Annotated in this window: 16 protein-coding genes; 15 read left to right on the top strand and 1 reads right to left on the bottom strand. The window is 42.4% G+C overall.

The window, feature by feature from the left end; all coding sequences use genetic code 11:
* The first annotated feature begins 14 nt into the window (after positions 1-14).
* On the top strand, positions 15-857 hold the full coding sequence (locus DS742_RS00465) for a glycosyltransferase family 8 protein (protein WP_170313318.1): 843 nt from the start codon (positions 15-17) through the stop codon (positions 855-857).
* A gap of 2 nt (positions 858-859) precedes the next feature.
* Here DS742_RS00465 and DS742_RS00460 read toward each other — a convergent pair whose 3' ends face one another.
* Positions 860-1,051 carry a hypothetical protein gene (locus tag DS742_RS00460; protein ID WP_117415066.1) on the bottom strand — a complete coding sequence of 64 codons (192 nt, stop codon included), beginning with the start codon at positions 1,049-1,051 and terminating at the stop codon, positions 860-862.
* A gap of 175 nt (positions 1,052-1,226) precedes the next feature.
* On the opposite strand from DS742_RS00460, the gene DS742_RS00455 reads away from it, so the two are divergent.
* The 14 genes from DS742_RS00455 (at position 1,227) to DS742_RS00390 (ending at position 20,884) form a co-directional block, all read left to right on the top strand.
* Positions 1,227-2,174 carry a DUF1848 domain-containing protein gene (locus DS742_RS00455; RefSeq protein ID WP_117415065.1) on the top strand — a complete coding sequence of 316 codons (948 nt, stop codon included), beginning with the start codon at positions 1,227-1,229 and terminating at the stop codon, positions 2,172-2,174.
* Between the two features lie 153 nt (positions 2,175-2,327).
* Positions 2,328-4,193, top strand: coding sequence for a sensor histidine kinase (locus tag DS742_RS00450; protein ID WP_117415064.1), 1,866 nt, complete (start codon positions 2,328-2,330; stop codon positions 4,191-4,193).
* Complete coding sequence (locus tag DS742_RS00445; RefSeq protein WP_117415063.1) at positions 4,190-5,659, top strand: response regulator; 1,470 nt, start codon at positions 4,190-4,192, stop codon at positions 5,657-5,659. Before DS742_RS00450 ends, DS742_RS00445 begins: the two co-directional genes overlap by 4 nt.
* Positions 5,660-5,747: 88 nt before the next feature.
* A complete protein-coding gene (locus tag DS742_RS00440) occupies positions 5,748-7,625 on the top strand; it encodes an ABC transporter substrate-binding protein (RefSeq protein ID WP_117415062.1) in 1,878 nt (625 codons plus the stop codon).
* 28 nt (positions 7,626-7,653) lie between these two features.
* Positions 7,654-8,655 (top strand): ABC transporter permease, encoded by a 1,002-nt coding sequence (locus DS742_RS00435; protein WP_205692723.1) that lies wholly within the window; start codon positions 7,654-7,656, stop codon positions 8,653-8,655.
* Between the two features lie 11 nt (positions 8,656-8,666).
* A complete protein-coding gene (locus DS742_RS00430) occupies positions 8,667-9,917 on the top strand; it encodes an ABC transporter permease (protein WP_117415060.1) in 1,251 nt (416 codons plus the stop codon).
* Between the two features lie 12 nt (positions 9,918-9,929).
* Positions 9,930-10,937 carry an ABC transporter ATP-binding protein gene (locus DS742_RS00425; protein WP_170313317.1) on the top strand — a complete coding sequence of 336 codons (1,008 nt, stop codon included), beginning with the start codon at positions 9,930-9,932 and terminating at the stop codon, positions 10,935-10,937.
* Positions 10,930-11,757 carry an ABC transporter ATP-binding protein gene (locus DS742_RS00420; protein ID WP_117415059.1) on the top strand — a complete coding sequence of 276 codons (828 nt, stop codon included), beginning with the start codon at positions 10,930-10,932 and terminating at the stop codon, positions 11,755-11,757. Before DS742_RS00425 ends, DS742_RS00420 begins: the two co-directional genes overlap by 8 nt.
* 22 nt (positions 11,758-11,779) lie before the next feature.
* Positions 11,780-14,266 carry a beta-mannosidase gene (locus DS742_RS00415; RefSeq protein WP_117415058.1) on the top strand — a complete coding sequence of 829 codons (2,487 nt, stop codon included), beginning with the start codon at positions 11,780-11,782 and terminating at the stop codon, positions 14,264-14,266.
* Between the two features lie 29 nt (positions 14,267-14,295).
* Positions 14,296-16,563, top strand: coding sequence for a glycoside hydrolase family 3 C-terminal domain-containing protein (locus DS742_RS00410; RefSeq protein WP_117415057.1), 2,268 nt, complete (start codon positions 14,296-14,298; stop codon positions 16,561-16,563).
* 189 nt (positions 16,564-16,752) lie between these two features.
* Positions 16,753-17,661 carry a helix-turn-helix transcriptional regulator gene (locus tag DS742_RS00405; protein WP_117415056.1) on the top strand — a complete coding sequence of 303 codons (909 nt, stop codon included), beginning with the start codon at positions 16,753-16,755 and terminating at the stop codon, positions 17,659-17,661.
* Positions 17,662-17,802: 141 nt separating this feature from the next.
* Positions 17,803-19,149, top strand: coding sequence for an ABC transporter substrate-binding protein (locus DS742_RS00400; RefSeq protein WP_117415055.1), 1,347 nt, complete (start codon positions 17,803-17,805; stop codon positions 19,147-19,149).
* Between the two features lie 20 nt (positions 19,150-19,169).
* A complete protein-coding gene (locus DS742_RS00395) occupies positions 19,170-20,060 on the top strand; it encodes a carbohydrate ABC transporter permease (protein WP_117415108.1) in 891 nt (296 codons plus the stop codon).
* The gene (locus DS742_RS00390) at positions 20,057-20,884 is read left to right on the top strand and encodes a carbohydrate ABC transporter permease (protein WP_205692722.1); all 828 of its coding nucleotides are present in this window, start codon (positions 20,057-20,059) and stop codon (positions 20,882-20,884) included. The genes DS742_RS00395 and DS742_RS00390 overlap by 4 nt, the downstream gene beginning before the upstream one ends.
* The last annotated feature ends 1 nt before the right edge of the window (position 20,885 follow it).

Raw genomic sequence — 20,885 nt, 5'->3', positions numbered from 1 at the left:
TTGTGGGGGAGAATATGAATCTGCTAATTTCAATCTGTGAAAGTTTTTTAACACCTGCTAAGGTGATGATGTATTCCCTTACCAGATTTCATGAAGATGTTGATGTTTACTTATTATACAGTTCATTGTCCAAAGAAGAAATCAATGATTTGGAACTTTTTCTGATTAATAAGTGTAATGCAAGGCTTCATCCGGTCTGTGCCTCCGGATTTTTTACCAATGTTCCTCTTTCCGACCGGTATAAAAAGCCTGAATTGTATTACCGTATACTTGCGCCATATCTGCTTTCTGCAGAACTGGACAGGGTTTTGTATCTGGATGCGGATATTATTATCAATGGATCGCTGAATGAGTTTTACAATCAAAGTTTTGAAGACAATTATGCCGCTGCTGTCAGAGACCGGTTTGAAAACATCGATAAAGTGGTTCTGCTGAAAGAAAAGCTTGGATTAAAAAAAGAAGATGCATATTTTAATTCAGGAGTCATGCTGTTTAATCTGGCACTGTTTCGAAAAGAGATTAAACTTGAAGATATTATGGCTCTGATTGAAGAAAAAAGGGAAACTTTACGCTATTTTGATCAGGATGTATTAAACAGCCTGTTAAAGAACCATATAAAGCTTTGCAGCCAGGAGTATAATACCCAGACTTATCCCTTTGACCAATGCAGTCTCTCCGATATAAAAGCTGCTGCAGTTGTCATTCATTATACCGGACTCCCTAAACCATGGAGTCCGGATTACAATGGTACACTGGACTATTTATATTGGAAAAATGCATTGAATGCCGGATTTACCGAAGATTATCTTGACTATTGGGAGAAAAAATGCGGAAGTCAGGAAGCGGATAAAGAGTAAAATCACGATCCTGGCTGCACAATTGATTGAACATAAGCCAGCATTTCCTGTTTTGACTGGATCGTTTCCGCATGATCAACCATATGCTGCTGTTCTTTTTCCGGCAGGGAAAAAAAGTAATTCATTGCCTGGAATTCTTCCAATGCCAGCCCGAAACCCACAGGTAAATCAGCGCCCTGAGTGTATTTTTTCATAGAGACCTCCTTGTATTTTATAAAACAGATTATTTGTTATTATTGTATTTTTTTTAGTAACTATTCGGGAATAAGAAATTATTGTAAAACAGGTTCCTTTGAGGAATTATTATGCTGATTCCTTATTTTTCCGGTATGTTTGCCCACATGATCAGGTAGTAGAAATGGAGGTACAATGATACTAAGTGCCAGCCGCCGGACTGATATTCCGGCTTTTTATTCTGACTGGCTGTTAAACCGTTTAAGAGAAGGGTATGTGCTGGTTCCCAATCCAAGAAACCCTTCTCATTACAGCCGGGTACAGTTAAGTCCGCAGACCGTGGACTGTATTGTATTATGGACTAAAAATCCAAAAGAAATGATATCTAAGCTTGACGTGATATCCGCTATGGGATATGATTTTTATATCCAGTTTACCCTTACTCCTTATGGAAGAGATATGGAGGAATATCTGCCGGATAAAAAAGAATTGATTGAGGTGTTTTTGAAGTTAAGCGCAAAAATTGGTTCCAATCGTGTTATCTGGCGCTATGATCCCGTAATTTTAACCGACAGGATGAATGTGGAATACCATTTAGAATGTTTTGAAAAGATGGCAGGTTTATTGGAAGGCAGCACAAACCGATGTATTTTCAGTTTTCTTGATTTTTATGCCAGACTGAAATCCCTGTTGCAAAATCTGGGAGTCCGCGACATACAGGAAGAGGACATGCTGAGGATTGGGCAAGGATTTTCCAGAAGTGCAAAAAGTCATGGGATTCAATTGTCCACATGCTGTGAATCTGTTGATTTAAGCCAATTCGGGGTCAGCCATGCGTCCTGCATCGATGGAGACTTAATTGAAGAGCTGATTGGCTGCAGCCTTCGCAAAAAGAAGGATAACGGGCAGCGTCCCGGATGTGGCTGTATGGAAAGTGTGGATATCGGCAGTTATGACAGCTGTGGAAATGGCTGCAAGTACTGCTATGGAGTTTATTCAAGAGAACGGACCCGTGTAAACCGGGAGAATCATGATCCGAAATCACCGGTTTTGTTTGGATCGGTTCCTCAGGATGCGGTTATATCAGTAAGACCTGTAAAGTCCTTAAAGGATGGGCAGATGGATTTCTTTCATCTCATTTAACATTTAATTGACAGACATATCTATTACATTCGTTGAGTTAACAACTATCTGATATTTTCTTACATTAAAATCATAAGACGAATGCAGCAAAACATATATTAAATAGGGCTGATTACCAGAAAGACAAGCTGGAAATCAGCCTGAAAAACTGAATTGAATTGGAAGGGGGTTCAGATTCTGACCGACAGAAAACGAATAGCCGGAAAAAAATTCAGAATGCTGTCACTGAGCAGTAAATTTACATTGCTGATTCTTGGTGTTTTAATGGTACCCATTGGAATTTTTATTCTGCTGTTTTTTCATAATATGGAAGCGTCCTTATACAAGGATGGACAAACACAGATGATTTATGAACTGGATAAAAGCTGCCAGAATGCGGAGCAGATTGCAGTAAACTGTAAATTATCTGCTGAGATCATTGTAAATAATGAATCCATCAATGATTTTTTAAATCAGATTGCGTCCGATAAAAAATTCAGTTTTATGGACATTCTGGACTTTTATGGAAAAGAGATCAGCGGAGTGCAGAAGATTGTCAAAAGCAATCCCTATATTTATAAGCTGAGAATATTTGTCAACTCCAATACCGTGAAGGAGATTATTCCTCTTCTCTACAAAGAAGATAAAATTACAGACTTAAAGTGGGGCAAAGACGGGGTACCGCCTACAGGAACCTGGTGTTTTGATTATGAGGATGCTTTGAGCCAGGCGGATGATCCGGACCATATCCCCAGAATTGCTTCCCTCATAACAAGGCTCAATGATTACCGGTACGGACGGTACGGCATTGTGGAATCTGCGGTCACCATGGAAAATATGTTTCCTGATCTCTATCATTCAACCGTGACAGACAGAACCTGTTTTATCGATTCGGATGGCATCATGTACAGCAGTCCGCAGCTTTCCTCTCTGTGGGAAAATCAAAAAGAAGATATGATGGATTTTATACATACTCTGGAAGAATCAGATTCGCTTACAAACGGCGCGGTCAGCAAAAGGACAAGAATTGGGGGAGAAGAGGTTTTAGCCGGCTGTGTAAAAATCAAATCCATTCAGGGATACTTAATCCGGATTGTCTCCACGAAAAATGAAAAAATGGCGCTTCGCACTTCGAAATTACAGTTTTCTCTTCTATGGATTATGATTGTCATCGTGCTGTTTTTATTTTCCAATAAGCAGGTAACCCATATATTAAGGCAGTTTTACGAGATCTACGATACGGTTTATCAGGTACAGAAGGGGGATTTAAAGGTAAGAGTAAAGAATATGAGCCGGGATGAATTCGGAGAACTGGGAATTGAGCTGAATACCATGCTGGACCGGATACAGAAGCTGATGAATGAAACCCTGCACCGCGAGCTGCTTGTAAAAGATGCGCAGATTAAGGCATTGCAGAACCAGATCAATAATCATTTTATTTACAATGTATTGGAATCAATAAAAATGATGGCGGAAATTGATGAAAAATATGAAATTGCAGATACTGTGGCTTCCTTCGGCGAGCTTTTGCGTTACAGCATGCGGTGGAAATCAGGCTACGTAATGGTGGAAGCAGAAATTGATCAGATCAGGAATTACCTGGCGCTGGTAAATTTGTGGTATGACGATGAAATTGTCTTAAGTATGGAGATTCCTCAGGAAATTCTGTGTCAGGAAATACCCAAGATGTCACTTCAGCCCATTGTTGAGAACGCAATCGGCCATGGGATGAGGGAATTTACAGAAGATACCTGTATCTATATGAAAGGAGAGATCATTGATGATGTCTGTTATATCCACATTACAGATTACGGGTGCGGCATGGAAGAAACTGAACTGGAAAAACTGCGCAAACGGCTAAGCGGTGAAATAGAAGATACATCCGGGCAGGAGAATGGAATTGGATTAAAGAATGTACATGACAGGTTACAGATTGGCTTTGGCCCGGATTATGGAATCGTCATTGAATCCAGAAAGCATGCTTTTACGAAGGTTACAGTAAAAATTCCATATCAGAAAAGAAAGAGGGAGATCAAATGAATCATGTGCTGATTGCAGAAGATTGTAAAATTATCAGAAAAGGAATCTCTGCCATGATTGCGCGGTGTCAGGTTCCAATTGAACAGATTGTCGAATGTAAAAATGGTCTGGAGGCACTGGAGATTATCCGGAACATGCCCATTGATGTTCTCATTACAGATATCAGAATGCCGGATATGGATGGAATAACGTTGGTAAAAGAGCTGCAAAAAAGCCAGTACATACCAAGAATTGTTGCAATCAGCGGATATGATGATTTTTCCTGCGCTGTTGATTTGCTAAGATGCGGAGCCAGAGAATATTTATTAAAGCCAGTGAAGCGGGAAGAACTGAATTCAATTATGATGAAGCTGGAGGAGGAGATACAGAAGGAGAAGGCTGAAAAACGGGCAAAGAGGGCGTTATGCTACAGTCAGATAAGGAGGATTCTTTTGTCTGAAAACATCACCAGAGAGGAGATGGAAGAGGCAGAGCGGTTAAAGTGGCTCAATGAGGAAACATATTCAGTAGTGATCAGCAGCACAGCTCTGGCAGAGGCGGAAGATACACGGATATTTATATTCCCTGATGTGGAGGGGTGCCAGGTGGCATTAATGGCAGCAAAAGAAGTGAAAGATTTTATTTTAAACAGGAGTGACTGCCCGGGCGTTGGAGTCAGCGATCCTTTTGAAGGGCTTTTGAATTTAAGAAAAGCTTATGAAGAAGCCAGACAGCGGAGAATCCGTGGCTTTTGTATGCAGGAAAAAGATGGGATAGCCAGTAAAAACTGTCTGATGCCCCAAAATGAAATGGAGTGTTTTGTGCAACGGATCGGAACCCAGAAAAACAGTAAAAATGAAGCGTTTCTTCTGGAACTTGCAGACAGAGTGAAAAAAGGAGAAGTGGAAGGATTACAGTTTCAGGAGTTTATTAGTCAGATTATTATGAGAGTCAAAGAATTTTACGGCAGAATCCTGGCAGAGGAAGAGATATCTTTGGAGAAACTCTGCCATATGCTTGAATTTAACAACATTGATGAGTACTGTACGGAAATCAGACGGACGTTTTCCTGTATCAATGAACGGGTGCTTCGTGAAAATGATGATTATAAAAGCCGCTTAAAGGTGGAGGAGGCGCTGGCCTATATGAATGAGAATTATTCCAGGAATATCAATATGGCGATGGTCTCCAATCACGTGTCCATGAATTACACCGTATTTTCCATTGCTTTTAAGGAATATACGGGTGATAACTTTGTCTCCTATTTACGAAAGATCCGTATGAATGAAGCAAAGCGGCTGCTGGCAGAAACCGATTATAAGATCGGCGAAATAGGACAGATGACAGGGTATGAAGATCCAAAGCATTTTATGAAGACTTTTAAGTGGGTGGCTGGTATTACTCCCAGTGAATTCCGGAAAAATTTAAGAGTGAAGGATGGGAAAACTGAAAATATTACACCAAAAACGAAAATAGTAACATTTTAATTAAGCCTTATAACATCTACAATAGAATTGTAGCAGATAAATGCCCCAGGTCAGAGGATCTGGGAGATTATTGGGCGGAGGTTTATGAATGAGAAAGAGACTTAACAAGTGGACTGCGCTGTTTACTGTTGGCGCAATGACGATGACCCTTCTTTCCGGATGCCAGAAGGCAGCATCCACAGATGGAACCGGGCAGACAAGCAAGGCTGAGGAGACAACACAGACAACTGCACAGACGACAACGGCGGAAGAAAAAAAGGATTCGGCAGATGCCGGTTCCACACCAAGGAATGAAACGCTTTATTTCAACGGACAGCAGTGGGGGACAATCAATGACTGGAATCCGTTAAGCTCTAATTCAAACAATGCAATGGCAGTCACACAGCAGGATAATGCAAGGGAAATTGTATATGAGACGCTTTTCATGTATAACATGCTGGACGGAAAACTTTACGGACTTTTAGGTAAGGATTATGCCTGGAACGATGGACAGACAGAACTGACCATAACCTTAAACCCGGATGCCAAATGGAGTGATCAGACTCCGGTTACTGCACAGGATGTTGCATACACCTTTGACTGCCATAAAAAATACGCCACTGCACAGGGCAGTGATTATTCCAACTACATTGATTCAGTAGAAGCAAAGGACGATCATACCGTAATATTTAAGGCGAAGTTGGATGACAAAGGTCTTCCTGTGAACCCATTAAAGGTTGTGGAATATGTTCCGAAAATTTATGTTATGCAGAAAGCCTACCTCCAGAAAGTGGAGCAGCGTAATGGCAACGATGCAGATAAGATCAAACAGGACCGGATGGACGATTTCGTTGCCTCCGGACCTTATAAATCCTATTACAATGACGATCAGAAAGTTGTTTTTGTAAGAGATGATAATTATTGGGGAAAAGCCCTGTGGGGAAAGCTTCCCGCACCAAAATATATTACCCACGTAATTTATGAGAATAATGCCGCAGGAGATACTGCGTTTAAATCTGGAGAGGTTGATGTTTCCCAGCAGTTTATTACCAATGTGCAGAAACTTTGGGAAGAAGACGGTTTGCCAATCTCTACCTATATTGATGAGGCACCTTACGGCGTCTGTGCCACCATGCCAACCGCTTTCTTTAATGTGGAGAAACCAGGACTTGACCGGAAAGAAGTAAGAAAAGCCATTGCCATGGCAGTTGATTATGATCAGATCATCGCTTCCGCCATGTCCAATCAGTCGCCAAGTTTTAAAGATGTGCCCCGTTCCATTATGAACCCTACTTCCGGGGAACAGGCGCTGGTGAATCAGGATGCGTTAAAGGATTATCAGTTCACAGGCAATGATGTGGAAGGAGCGAAGGCACTCTTAGACAAGGCTGGTATTGTGGATAAAGATGGAGACGGAATCCGTGAAATTGACGGCAAGAATCTTACCTTTAAGGCCGAATGTCCGGATGGCTGGACGGACTGGAATGCATCTTTGGAAATCGTCGCAGCAGCAGGAAGCAAAATCGGAATCGGAATTGAGACTTATTTCCCAGATGCCAATACCTTTTATGACGATATGACGACCAGGAAGTTTGATATCTGTATGTGGAATCCGCCTGCAGCTTCTGTTGCAAACCCATGGGGCAGAGCTATGGCCTTTATGTCCACCGATTACGCCAATCTTAAGGTAAACTGGACCGGCAACTACGGCGGTTATATCAATGAGGATGCAAACAATCTGTTAAAGAAGATCCCGTTAGAAACCAATAAAGATACACTGAAAGAGTATTATACGGAACTGAGCAGGATCTACCTGGATGAGGTTCCTTCCTTCTCCCTGATGTACAGACCGATGCTGTTTCACGCAGTGAATGAAAGTGTATGGACCGGTTTCCCACAGCTTGATGATGGTGACAACATTCCTCCAACAGACTGTACCGATGGTTACGGAATTGCAGCACTTTATAAACTGGTAAATGTAAAATAAGAGGAATTACAAAAGGGGTGAGACTTTGATGGGATATAAAAAATATTATACCAATAAAATCATCTGGTATCTGATAACTCTGGTAATTGCTGTGGTGCTGAACTTCATTCTGCCCAGACTGATGCCAGGTGATCCGGTCTCAGCCATTGCGGCCAGGGCGGTAGACGGCATGACCGATTCTACCGCAATCCAGGCCGTATATGAGGACTATGCGGAAAAATTCGGTGTTAATCTGCCTATGAGCACTCAGTTTCTTATTTTCATAAAGAATGCTTTGAGAGGGGATTTTGGAGTTTCCTTCAGCCAGTATCCGAGAACCGTTGGGAATATTATTGCTTCCTCCGTATGGTGGACCGTCTGTCTTCAGCTTCCTGCAATTTTGCTTGGCTGGATTCTTGGTAATGTCCTTGGAGCGGTTTCTGCCTATAAAAAAGGTATATTTGATAAAGGAATTCTTCCTGCATTTTTATTTATGAGCAATGTACCCGCTTTTGGCATGGCGACTGTTCTTCTTTATGTATTTTCACTGAAGCTGGGTCTGGCTCCTTCCAGCGGAGGGTATGGATTTGATTTGATTCCCAGCGCAAGCATTACATTTTTCCGTTCTGTTCTGGCTCATTACCAGCTTCCATTCTGGTCTGTTGTTCTCATAACGGTTGGTGGTCAGGCGATCGGAATGCGTTCCATGTCAATCTATGAATTAAATGCAGATTACGTAAAATACAGCCGCTTTATGGGTATTAAAGACAGAAAAATTGTGGGATATGTATTTCGCAATGCCATGCTTCCCCAGATCACAGGTCTTGCCATGTCCATTGGAACCATGATCGGAGGGGCGCTGGTTGCGGAAATTATCTTCAGTTATCCGGGTCTTGGAACCACACTGCTGGCTGCTGTCAAAGGAAGGGATTACCCCTTAATATCTGCCTGTACACTGATTATTACAATCATGGTATTACTGGCTAATTTATTTGTAGAGCTGATTTACGGTGTCATTGATCCCAGGATCAAGGCAGCACAGCAGGATTAGGAGGGCGAGTGATGAAAAACCAGATCAGACAGATTTTCCATTCCCCTAAATTTACAGTGGGATTTATCATATTTGCGGCATTGCTTGTGTTAACCGTTTTTTATCCTTTGATTGTGACCAATGATCCTTTGGAGATGGTTGGGCAGGGGAACTTTTTTAAGCCGGGAACCTATATTTCAGTCTCGGAAGCGGTGAATACAAATCCATATACCTTAAATTTAAATGCGTCCTCCAGCAGGCTTGAGCAGAATTTAAGCATGGAGGAACGTATGGCCATGGCTGACTGGCTTAATCAGTTTGCAGGCCTTTCTTCAAAGGAGATGGATGTAACGGATGCCGGGGAGCTTGTTTCACTGTGGAAAGACCATTATGATTCTGCCAGTGAGCAAAAAGGTCTTATCGCCGCCAGAAAAAAGTATTTCAGCCGTCTTGACAAAAAGATTACAGGACTGCTTGAGGACAGAGATGTTCTTTTGGCTGAAAAGAATCAGGAGACGGGGGAAGTATCGGTTAAAAAGACCATACCCTCCACCTCTTATGTCAATGTTAAGGATGTAGGAAGCAGACGGGTATTCATACTGGGGACAGATAATTTCGGACGTGATGTACTGACAGAGCTGGTGGCAGCGATTAAAACCTCTTTAAAAATAGGATTTATTGCAGGACTGATTGCCACAACCATTGGGCTTTCTCTGGGACTGATTGCCGGGTATCTGGGGGGAGTCATCGATGACTTTATTTTGTTTATCACCAATCTGTTTACTGTGATTCCCAGCTTTATTCTTCTGATTCTCATTTCCTACAGCATAGGTAAAAATGCCAGAGGGGTGATGATGGTGGCAATTATTATCGGACTTACCTCATGGACCTGGACTACCAGATCGGTTCGTTCCCAGGTGATTTCTCTTCGAAACAGAGATCACGTGAATCTGTCGAAGCTTTCCGGGCACAGTCTGTTTCGGATTATTCTGACCGATATTCTTCCGTACATAGCATCTTACGTTGTAATGGCACTGATTTTACAGATTTCCTCCGGGATTCTTGCGGAAGCGCAGTTATCTATGATCGGGCTTGGTCCTGCGACAACCACGGTATCCACTCTTGGTCTTATGATGAACTGGGCGATGTCGTACAGTGCACATTTGAATGGGGACTGGTGGGCTTATTTTCCTGTCATCATTTCCATCGCACTGATTTCATTTTCCTTAAATCTGATGAATACGGGTCTGGATCAGATATTTAATCCGCAGTTAAGAGAGTGAGGAGGATAAAAAGTGGGAAAGACAATGCTGGAAGTGGATCACTTAAAAACGAAATATATTACCAGATTTGGGGAAAATGTCTTTGCAGTTGACGGAATATCGCTTAAAATAGAAGAAGGAAAATCTCTTGGAATCGCAGGGGAATCAGGCTGCGGAAAATCCACACTGGCACTGAGTCTGATGGGGTATTATTTTGCACCCCTTCACTATCAGAGTGGGACCATAAAGGTGGATGGAGTGAATATAACCGGAATGAAGCCGGATGAGATCCGTAAGAAGGTACTTGGCAATGAAATTGCTTATATCCCTCAGGCTGCCATGAATGCCTTAAACCCCACACAGAAGATTATCTCTTTTATTGAAGATGTTATCCGGGCCCATAACCCGGGTGCTGGAAAGAAGGAGATTTATGATCTTGCAAGGGAGCGGTTTGAAATTCTGGGACTGCCGGAAAGTGTCTTAAAGAAACATGCTGTGGAACTGTCCGGAGGTATGAGGCAAAGGACAGTCATCGCCATATCCACGATTTTATCACCTAAAGTATTGATTGCAGATGAACCTTCCTCTGCTCTTGATGTGACTTCCCAGAAGATGGTAATCAAAATGCTTCGGAACTTAATGGAAAAAGGCTTTATTAAATCCATGATATTCATTACCCATGAGCTTCCTCTCCTTTATAATGTCACGGATGAGATTATGGTGATGTATGCGGGGCAGATCGTGGAGCATGCAACTGCAAAGGAGATGGTTTTTGATCCTCTCCACCCATATTCCAAAGGCCTGATGGGTTCCCTCCTGGTTCCGGAGAAGGGGGCAAGAGATGCCAAGCTGACTGCCATACCGGGCACTCCGCCTAATTTAAAAAATCCACCCAAAGGCTGCCGGTTTGCTGATCGCTGCCGATATGCAAAGCCTGCCTGTATGCTTCACCCAATTGCGGAAAGCCGCCTGGAAGACGGCCGGATGTACCGCTGTTATCTGGAAGAAAAGGAATTAAGGGAGGTATACCAGGATGAGTGAAGAAAAAAGGCCAGTACAGAACAGCTCCTGTTTAAGCGGAACTGGTGTGACGAAGATCTTTGGAATGGGGAAAGAAAAAACAGTGGCAGTGGATCATGTGGATTTCCAGTTCCGGGAAGGTGAGATTGTATCGATCGTGGGTGAGAGCGGTTCGGGGAAGACAACTCTTTCTAAGATGCTGTTGGGATTAATCAGTGTTACAGAAGGGGAAATCTGCTTTCAGGGAAAGCCCCGTGATATTAAAGGCTATCGTAAGAAGAAAGAGTATTGGAAGGGAATTCAGGCGATTTTTCAGGATCCGTTTTCCTCCTTTAATGTATTTTATAAAATTGATCAGGTGCTTTTAGACTGCATTAAAATGAGAGGCGGCGCCAGACTTCCTTATGATAAAAAGGTGGAGATGATGACGGAAGCCTGCCGTTTTGTTAATCTGAAATTTGAAGAACTGACCAACAAATACCCCTTTGAACTTTCCGGCGGTCAGATGCAACGGCTGATGATTGCAAGGATCTTTCTTTTAAAGCCGGCGATTTTGCTGGCAGATGAGCCCACCTCCATGATTGATGCCTGTTCCAGAGCCACCATACTGGATATGCTGTTAAAGCTGAGAGATGAAACCAACATGACCATTATTTTCATCACTCATGATATCGGGCTTGCTTTTTATATTTCAGATTCCATTTACATAATGGAACATGGAAAATTTGTGGAATCAGGAACTGCGGAAGCTGTGATTCTAAATCCCAAGGCGGCATATACAAAACGCCTCATTAATGATGTACCAAAAATTCATGAAGAGTGGGACTTATCGACTGTCTGACTGCGGATTGAGAGGAGAATGTATGAAGAAAAGGGTAATAGACAAAGCATTTGTAATGCGGATTGCTTCAGAAGAAACCTGGTATCCGGCAACGGTGCCTGGCAGCGTGTATGGTGATCTTCTGGACAATGGAGTGATAGAAGATCCTTACTGGCGGGACAATGAATTAAAAGCGCTGGAGCTGATGAAGGAAGATTTTGAATATGTGGGCGTTTTTGATGGAGATGACGAGATATTAAAGCAGGAAAAAGTATACCTTCACTTTATGGGACTTGATACTCTGGCAGACATCTATTTAAATAACACCCCGCTTGGCAGTGTAAATAACATGCACCGCCAATGGGAATTTGAAGTGACAGATATAATAAAGCAGACAGAAAATGAGCTTCGGGTGGTATTTCATTCTCCCACAAGGTTTATTGAAAAAGAGTATGAAAAGGAAAAAATCGGAGGTTCAGAGGATGCCATGCGGGGCTTTTCAAAGCTGAGAAAGGCACATTGCATGTTTGGCTGGGATTGGGGTCCCAGACTTCCAGATGCCGGTATCTGGCGGGATATTTTCCTGACCGGTGTAACCGGCGCCAGTTTTAACAGTATTTCGGTCAGCCAGCGACATGAACCGGAAGGGGTTTATTTGAATTTTAAGGTTTTAGTAAACCGAATTGGCGATAACCGTCTGCTTGATTGGGAGAAAGATAACGAAGAGCTTCTTAGAGAAGGTTATACTTTGAGCATTACGGTCACAGATCTGGCAGACGAAAGCCAAAAAAAGGTTCATACCTTTGGTGGGAAGTCAGAAGAGATCCTTATTGAAAACCCCAGGCTTTGGTGGCCCAATGGGTATGGGGAGCAAAATCTTTATTCTGTACTGGTCCGACTTTTGAAAAATGAGGAAGAGGTCGATACCTGGGAAAAGAGAATCGGTCTTCGAACGCTTACAATGAAAAGAACAAAGGATGAGTTCGGCGAATCCTTTGCCCATGAGGTTAACGGAGTCAGCTTTTTTGCCATGGGAGCTGATTACATTCCTGAGGACTGTATGTTAGGCAGATGCAGTGAGATGAGAACAAGGCAGCTGCTGACCCAGTGCAAGGAAGCGAATTTTAATGTAATCCGGGTCTGGGGAGGCGGTCATTATCCCTTTGATGCGTTTTGGGATATCTGCGATGAACTGGGGCTGGTGGTGTGGCAGGATTTCATGTTTGCCTGCGCACTTTATGATCTGACAGAGGAATTTGAAGAGAACGTCCGAAGGGAATTAATTGATAATATCCGGAGAATCCGCAGTCACCCAAGTCTTGGACTCTGGTGCGGCAACAACGAGATGGAGATGTTTACAGATACGGAAATCTGGGGCTGTACTCCCAGACAGAAAGCCGATTATATCAAGCTCTATGAATATATAATACCGAAAATATTAAAGGAAGAGGATCCACATACCTTTTACTGGCCTGCCAGCCCCTCATCCGGAGGAAGTTTTGACAACCCCAACGATGAAAACCGGGGGGATGTCCATTATTGGGATGTGTGGCATGGAAACAAGCCTATTACAGAGTACCGCAAATTTTATTTCCGCTACGTTTCAGAATTTGGTTTTCAGTCATTTCCATCAATAAAGACAGTGGAGACTTTTACGGAGAAAGAGGACAGAAATATCTTTTCCTACGTCATGGAAAAGCATCAGCGCAATTCCTCAGCTAACGGGAAGATTATGAACTATATGGAGCAGACCTTTTTATACCCCAGTGATTTTGATACGCTTCTTTATGCTTCCCAGCTTTTGCAGGCAGAGGCGATCCGCTATGGAGTGGAGCACTTTAGAAGAAACCGGGGGCGCTGTATGGGAGCGATTGTCTGGCAGCTTAATGACTGCTGGCCCGTTGCTTCGTGGTCGTCCATCGATTATTACGGAAGATGGAAAGCGCTTCATTACTATGAGAAGCGGTTTTTTGCACCTCTCATGATTTCCTGTGAGGAAGAGGGAATACTTACTCAGGACACCAATCCCAACGCCCAGCCTTATGAGGTGATTAAATCCATACGACTGTGCGTGGCCAATGAAACCCGAACGGATGAAAAGGTGACCGCTGTCTGGGAACTGAGAAAAAATACCGGAGAGATAGTGAAAAGCGGGCTGGAAGAATGTGTGGTACCAAAGCTTTTTTCTCTGTGGTTTGAACCGGTTTCAATGCAGGATGCCAGTCTTTATGAGGATTATGTTAGTTATAAACTGGAGCAGAGGGGAGAAACCCTGTCCCAGGGAACGGTCTTATTCTGTCCGCCCAAACACTATCGTTTTATTGATCCACAGCTGACTGTACGGTCAGACGGAGAATTTCTGATCGTGGAGGCAAAGGCTTATGCCCGTTCTGTAGAAATTCGCAATAAAGAGGATAATCTACTGTTAAGCGATAATTTCTTTGATATGAATCCGGGTGAAAGAAGAGTCAGGGTTTTAAAAGGCCTGCCAGAGGAGTTAACTGTGAGAAGTGTTTATGACATCCGATAACAATGAATGAAAAGAAGGGATAGATAAAAATGGATATAAAAAAATTGGTTGGGGAAATGACATTGGAGGAGAAAGCGGGATTGTGTTCAGGAGCGGATTTCTGGCATACAAAAACAGTCAATCGGCTCAATGTTCCGGCCTCCATGGTGAGTGACGGCCCTCATGGGTTAAGAAAGCAGGATGAGAAAAGCGATCATTTAGGTGTCAATGACAGTATAAAGGCAGTCTGTTTTCCTACCGCATGTGCAACCGCTTCCTCTTTTGACCGGGAACTGCTTACAAGCCTTGGTGAGGCTTTGGGAGATGAGTGTCAGGCGGAGAATGTCAGTGTCATACTGGGACCTGCTGTTAACATTAAGCGTTCGCCTTTGTGCGGCAGAAACTTTGAGTATTTTTCGGAAGATCCCTATCTTGCGGCTGAGATGGCAGGAAGCCATATTAAGGGCGTGCAGAGTAAGAAGGTAGGTACCAGTTTAAAGCATTTCCTTGCCAACAATCAGGAACACAGGCGCATGACCTCTGATTCTGTAACAGATGAAAGAACACTCAGGGAAATTTACCTGGCTGCTTTTGAAGGGGCGGTAAAATCTGGAAAGCCCTGGACCGTGATGTGTTCTTACAATAAAATAAACGGAACTTATGCCTCGGAAAACAGGCGTTATTTAACGGATATACTAAGAGATGAATGGGGCTTTGACGGCTATGTTATGAGTGACTGGGGAGCAGTGAATGACCGTGTTGCCGGGGTGATGGCAGGGCTTGATTTAGAGATGCCTTCTTCAGGCGGAGTCAATGATGCACGTTTGGCAGAAGCAGTGAGAGAGGGACGGCTGGAAGAAGAAGTTCTTGATCAGGCCGTCACCAGAATTCTGACCATTGTTGACCGGTACTTAAAGAACCGGAAGCCGGAAACAGTATGGGATAAAGATGCCCATCATGAACTGGCGAGAAAGATGGAGGGGGAGTGTGCAGTTCTCCTGAAAAATCAGGGAATACTACCTCTTTCTGATTCCGATGAAGTGGCATTTATCGGCTATTTTGCGGCCCACCCCAGATACCAGGGAGGCGGCAGCTCTCACATTAATTCCACAAGAGTAGAATCTGCTGTGGAGGCAGCCAGAGATAAGGGAGTAATCTATGCCCAGGGATATGAGATCGATGCAGATCAGAGGAACAATACCTTGTTAGAGGAAGCGGTTGCAGTAGCAAAGAAAGTAAAAACAGCTGTTATTTTTGCCGGACTTCCCGATTCCTTTGAGTCAGAGGGATATGACAGAACTCATATGGGGATGCCGGAATGTCAGAATGCCTTAATTGAGGCGGTGTCCGCCGTTCAGCCCAATACAGTAGTGGTGCTTCACAATGGCTCACCAGTAGAGATGCCTTGGATTAATAAGGTAAAGGGAGTGCTGGAGGCATATTTAGGCGGTCAGGCAGTTGGCGGTGCAGTTGTGGACATTTTATACGGCCATGTAAACCCAAGCGGAAAGCTGGCTGAGACATTTCCGATCAAGCTGGAAGATAATCCGTCCTATCTTTATTATGGCGGAGAAAAGGATCGGGCAGAATACCGGGAAGGAGTATTTATAGGATACCGGTATTATGATAAAAAGAAAATGGAAGTGCTGTTTCCATTTGGCCATGGACTAAGTTATACCACCTTTGAATACAGCAATATGAAAGCTGATAAATCTACCATGAAGGACGATGAAACTGTGACCGTTTCTCTTGATGTCACCAATACAGGTAAGATTAAGGGGAAAGAGGTTGTACAGATTTACGTGGAAGCGCCGGATAGCCATGTAATCCGCCCGGTAAGAGAACTGCGTGAATTTGCAAAGGTTGAATTAGAGCCTGGAGAAACAAAAACAGTGACTTTTACCCTTGGTAAACGGGCATTTTCCTACTACCATGTGGAATTAAAAGACTGGTTTGTACAAACGGGGGCTTATCTCATACATGCAGCATCCTCTTCCAGAGATCTTCGCCAGATGATAAGTTTGATCGTTGAATCAACAGTGAAAGAACCGGTGGTTTACCATTTAAACAGCACAATAGGGGATATTTTATCAGATCCGGAGGCTGCCAGGATAATTGAACCGCTTATTGACCGTTTTAAAAAAGGAAGTGCTTTTGGTAATTCAGACGGAGATTCAGCAAAAACGGCAATTACACAGCAGATGGACGACGCCATGTTCCGATATATGCCTCTTCGCCAGATATTAAGCTTTGCGCCGGATGTCAGCTCTTTAAAAGAACTGCAGGAATTGGTGGACTGTATTAATGATAAGAAGTAGAAACATAATTATATAAGTTTAAAGAAGAGACAGGCAGACGAAAATAAAAGCTGAGCGTTGATTGTTCTGAATGGACATTTCAACGCTCGTTTTTTGTGCTTTATCGGATATTTCGGTTGCCATTGAATTGTATGATCTGATTTGGTATGCTGATAATAATATAAGATTGTCAGCTTAAACGGAGGCTATATGGAAAACACGTTGTATATCAAAGATAATATGGATTCACCTAATTACGAAGTTTTTTACAAAGATAATATTCCTTCTGTGGATCATCCTCTCCATTACCATGATTTTCTTGAAATATATTACCATGCGGAAGGAGACTGCGATTATATCATTGACAGCAGGATTTATACCCTGAAACACGGAGATATTGTACTGATTAACAATCAGCGTTTACATCGGGCTGTGATAAAGGATATGACAAAACCATACCGGCGGTTTGTCTTATGGCTGGAATATAATTACCTGGAGACATTGCTGGGTGGAAAAATTGAATATAATACAATGATAGGAAAGGAGAGCAGAACAGAGATATTCCGTCTTCCCGGACAGCAGAGTGAAGAAATCGAATCTATTTTCAGAAAAATGTGCCGGGAGAGTGAGGTGGAGGATTTCGCAAGTTCTTATCTTCAGGAGAGTTATTTAAGTCAGCTCCTTTTGCTTTTTTGCCGATACAGTCAGAATTCTCAGTCAGTGGAAGAGACCACGTTTGAAAACGATGAGATGATTCAATCCATTATGGATTATATTGACCAGCATTATATGGAACCGATCACCCTGGATATGATAGCCCGGCATTTCTTTATGAATAAATATCATCTTATGAGAAAATTTAAAAAGCATACACGTATGACCATTATGGATTACTGTAAAAAGCGGCGGCTGATAATTGCAAGAAATTATCTGATGGAAGGGGCAAGAATACAGGATATCTATAAATTAAGCGGGTTTGATGATTATTCCAACTTTTTCCGGGCATTTAAATCTGCATACCAAATGTCCCCCAGAGACTATAAGAACTATATGATTCAAAGCCATAACAGTACCATACAGCTGGCAGTGGACCGCGATCAGATTAATAAGAAACATTAAAGTCGGAAATTGTCAACATTTGCAATGTTCACGCCAGTTTTCGTTATTTATTCTGGATTCATAATGTTATAATTTATACAAGAGATTGTAATGGATCTCAGAGAAAAATGGCAATATGTACAATGAGAAGGAGGATTATTTATGAAAAAGGCTATTAGTTTTTTATTGGCTGGTGTTATGGCAGCATCCTTGACTGCCTGCTCCGGTTCCGTGAAAGAAACGGCTCCTGCAAAACAGGAAGATACAAAAGCAGCTGAACAAACCAGTGAGAGCAAAGGAAGCGGGGAAAAAGTGGAGATCAGTTTCCTTGTAACAAAACCGGAAATTGTTCCCCAGTTTGAAGAGACATTCAAGCGTTACACAGAATCTCACCCCAATGTGACAATTACTGCAATTCCATTGTCAGGACAGACGATATATGAAAAACTTACATCCTTATATGCATCTGGGAATGCGCCTACGATCACAATGGTAGGAGGACCGGAATTTACATCTTTTAAAGATAATTTTTTAGATATTACGGATACAGATTTTGCAAAAAAAGTTTATAGCTGGGCACAGGATAAGACGAAATCAGACGGAAAAGTTCTTGCCGTTCCCACAACCGCTGAAGGTATCGGCATTATGTACAACAAAAAAGTAATTGAGGCAGCCACTGGAAAAGAGTTTGATCCTTCTTCTATTAAATCCAGAAAAGAGTTTGCACAGCTTTTAGAAGAGATTTCAAAGACTGAGTACGCACCGGTTCAGATTACCAATAAGGACTGGCTGTTAGGTTCTCATCTGACTTCTGTTTTATATGGTGCAGTAAGTAAGAACTACGATGAGAGACAGGCTGTCATTGAGGCTTGCCGCAAGGGAGAATACAATTTTGCTGACAGCCAGGTGTTTAACAACTGGATGGATACATTTGATCTTCTCATGAAATACAACAAATACGCCAAGTCACCTCTTGCCAATGCTTATGAGGATGATCAGTTAACAATGGCAAGTGATGAAGTTGCTTTCTGGCCCATCGGCAATTATATTTATCCAAACATTGTAGATATTAACCCGGATGCCCAGGTTGGCCTGATGCCTTATCCAATGGGAGATGACGAAGCAGCTGTTGGAAACAAGGAAATTGTATTATCTTATTCCATGTTTGCCATTGACGCAAAGCAGTCCAAACCGGAGCAGCAGGCAGCAGCCATCGATTTCTTTAACTGGCTGGTTACTTCCAAAGATGGTCAGGATTCCTATGTCAACACCCTTATGTTTGTACCGATTTTTGAAGGTTTTGAAGTTCAGCCTTCCAATCCGGTAGCAAAGCAGATTGTTTCTTATATGGAACAGGGAAACACCCTGGAGAGAATGAGCGATTATTTCCCAGCTGGTGTTATGAATCAGTTTGGCGCAACCATGCAGCAATATCTGGATGGAAAAATAACCAGAGCAGATGTAGCCAATCAGTTTAAGGATAAATGGGTGGAATTCTCCAAGAAATAAAAGATGAAATGGGAGATATTATGTATAAAGAAAAATCAAAATTGAAAAGTTTTCAGGTTTTTGTTACATTTGGGTTAATCCCTTTGTTGGTTTTTAGTATCGTAGTACTCATCCCTTTCTTTTCCGGTCTGTTTTTATCGCTTACGAATTGGAATGGTTCCTTAGACGGCAAAATTGAGTTTATAGGAATCGGAAATTATATTTCAGCAGTCAGGGACCCCGCATTCTGGGGTTCCCTGGGTAAAACGTTTTATTATGTTTTCTTTGTTATGATCTTAACAAATACATCTGCTTTTTTATTCGGTTTGCTGGTAACCAGCGGTATGAAGGGACAGAATTTTTACAGAGCGGGGTATTTTACGCCTAATCTGATCGGCGGCGTGATTTTAGGGTATATCTGGCAGTTTATCTTCTCCAGAGTATTTGTTTATTTCGGTACAAAGACCGGAATACCAATTTTTGAAATCAGCTGGCTGACAGATCCCCATGCAGCGTTATGGGCGCTGATCATCGTGGGTGTCTGGCAGAATGCTGGTTATATGATGTTAATTTATATCGCTGGCTTTGTTGGAATTGATAAAAGTCTGATTGAAGCGGCACGGATGGATGGAGCCAGCCCCCTTCAGATGCTTCAGAAAATAAAAATACCCATGATGGTGCCGGCGTTTACCATCACGCTGTTTCTCACCCTGAGAAAGGCATTTATGGTTTATGATGTGAACTTATCCCTGACCAAGGGCGGACCTTACAATACAACAGAGCTGATCTCCATGCATGTTTACAATGAAGCTTTCTTAAACCAGAACATGGGTCCTGGTCAGGCAAAGGCATTTTTGCTGTTTGTACTGGTCGCTGCTATTGCAGTTGCGCAGGTGGCAGTTCTAAAGAAGAAGGAGGTTGATGCCATATGATGACACAAAGAAGAATCAACTCCCTGATAAAACAGTTGTTCGCTGTTTTGTTTCTGGTTTTTATGCTTTTACCTTTCTTTCTTGTCTTAATTAATGCACTAAAACCAAGAATTGAAATAATTAAGAACCCCATGGCGCTTCCCCATGCCCTGTCACTGGCCAATTTTACAAAAGCCTGGGTGACGATGAAATTTGGAACTGTGCTGATAAACACTGCTTATATCACGGCATTTTCTCAGATTCTGCTGATTGTATTTGGTGCAATGCTTTCTTATATGCTGGTTCGCTGGGACTTTAAAGCCAACAAAATTATCTTTACAGTATTAATCTGCGCCATGATCATTCCGTTCCAGTCATTAATGATTCCATTTGTCAGTATTTTTGGAAAACTGGGACTGATGAACAGCCGGACAGCGCTGATATTTTTCTACATGGGCTTTGGTATGCCTATGACTACGTTTATGTATCACGGCTTTATGAAAGGAATATCAAGAGAGATGGAGGAAGCTGCCCTGATCGATGGCTGCTCACACTTTTACTGCTTCTGGAAAATCGTATTTCCGAATTTAAAGCCAATTACAACCACAATACTGATTGTTAATATATTATGGATCTGGAATGATTTTCTTCTTCCTTCTTTAGTTCTCATCAAGGATAAGAACAGGACGATTCCCCTTTCCACATTCTACTTCTTTGGTGAATATACCGCGGAACTGGGTCTGGCTATGGCCGCTTTAATTTTAAGTGTTTTGCCTGTTGTTGTGATTTATCTTTTCCTTCAAAAGCAGATTGTGACAGGGGTTATGGATGGGGCTATTAAATAAC

The organism is Lacrimispora amygdalina (assembly GCF_003432035.1).
In the GTDB taxonomy this organism is placed as follows: domain Bacteria; phylum Bacillota; class Clostridia; order Lachnospirales; family Lachnospiraceae; genus Lacrimispora; species Lacrimispora amygdalina.
The sequence above is the reverse complement of the archived record's forward strand: the minus strand, read 5'-3'. Positions and strand labels throughout refer to the sequence as shown.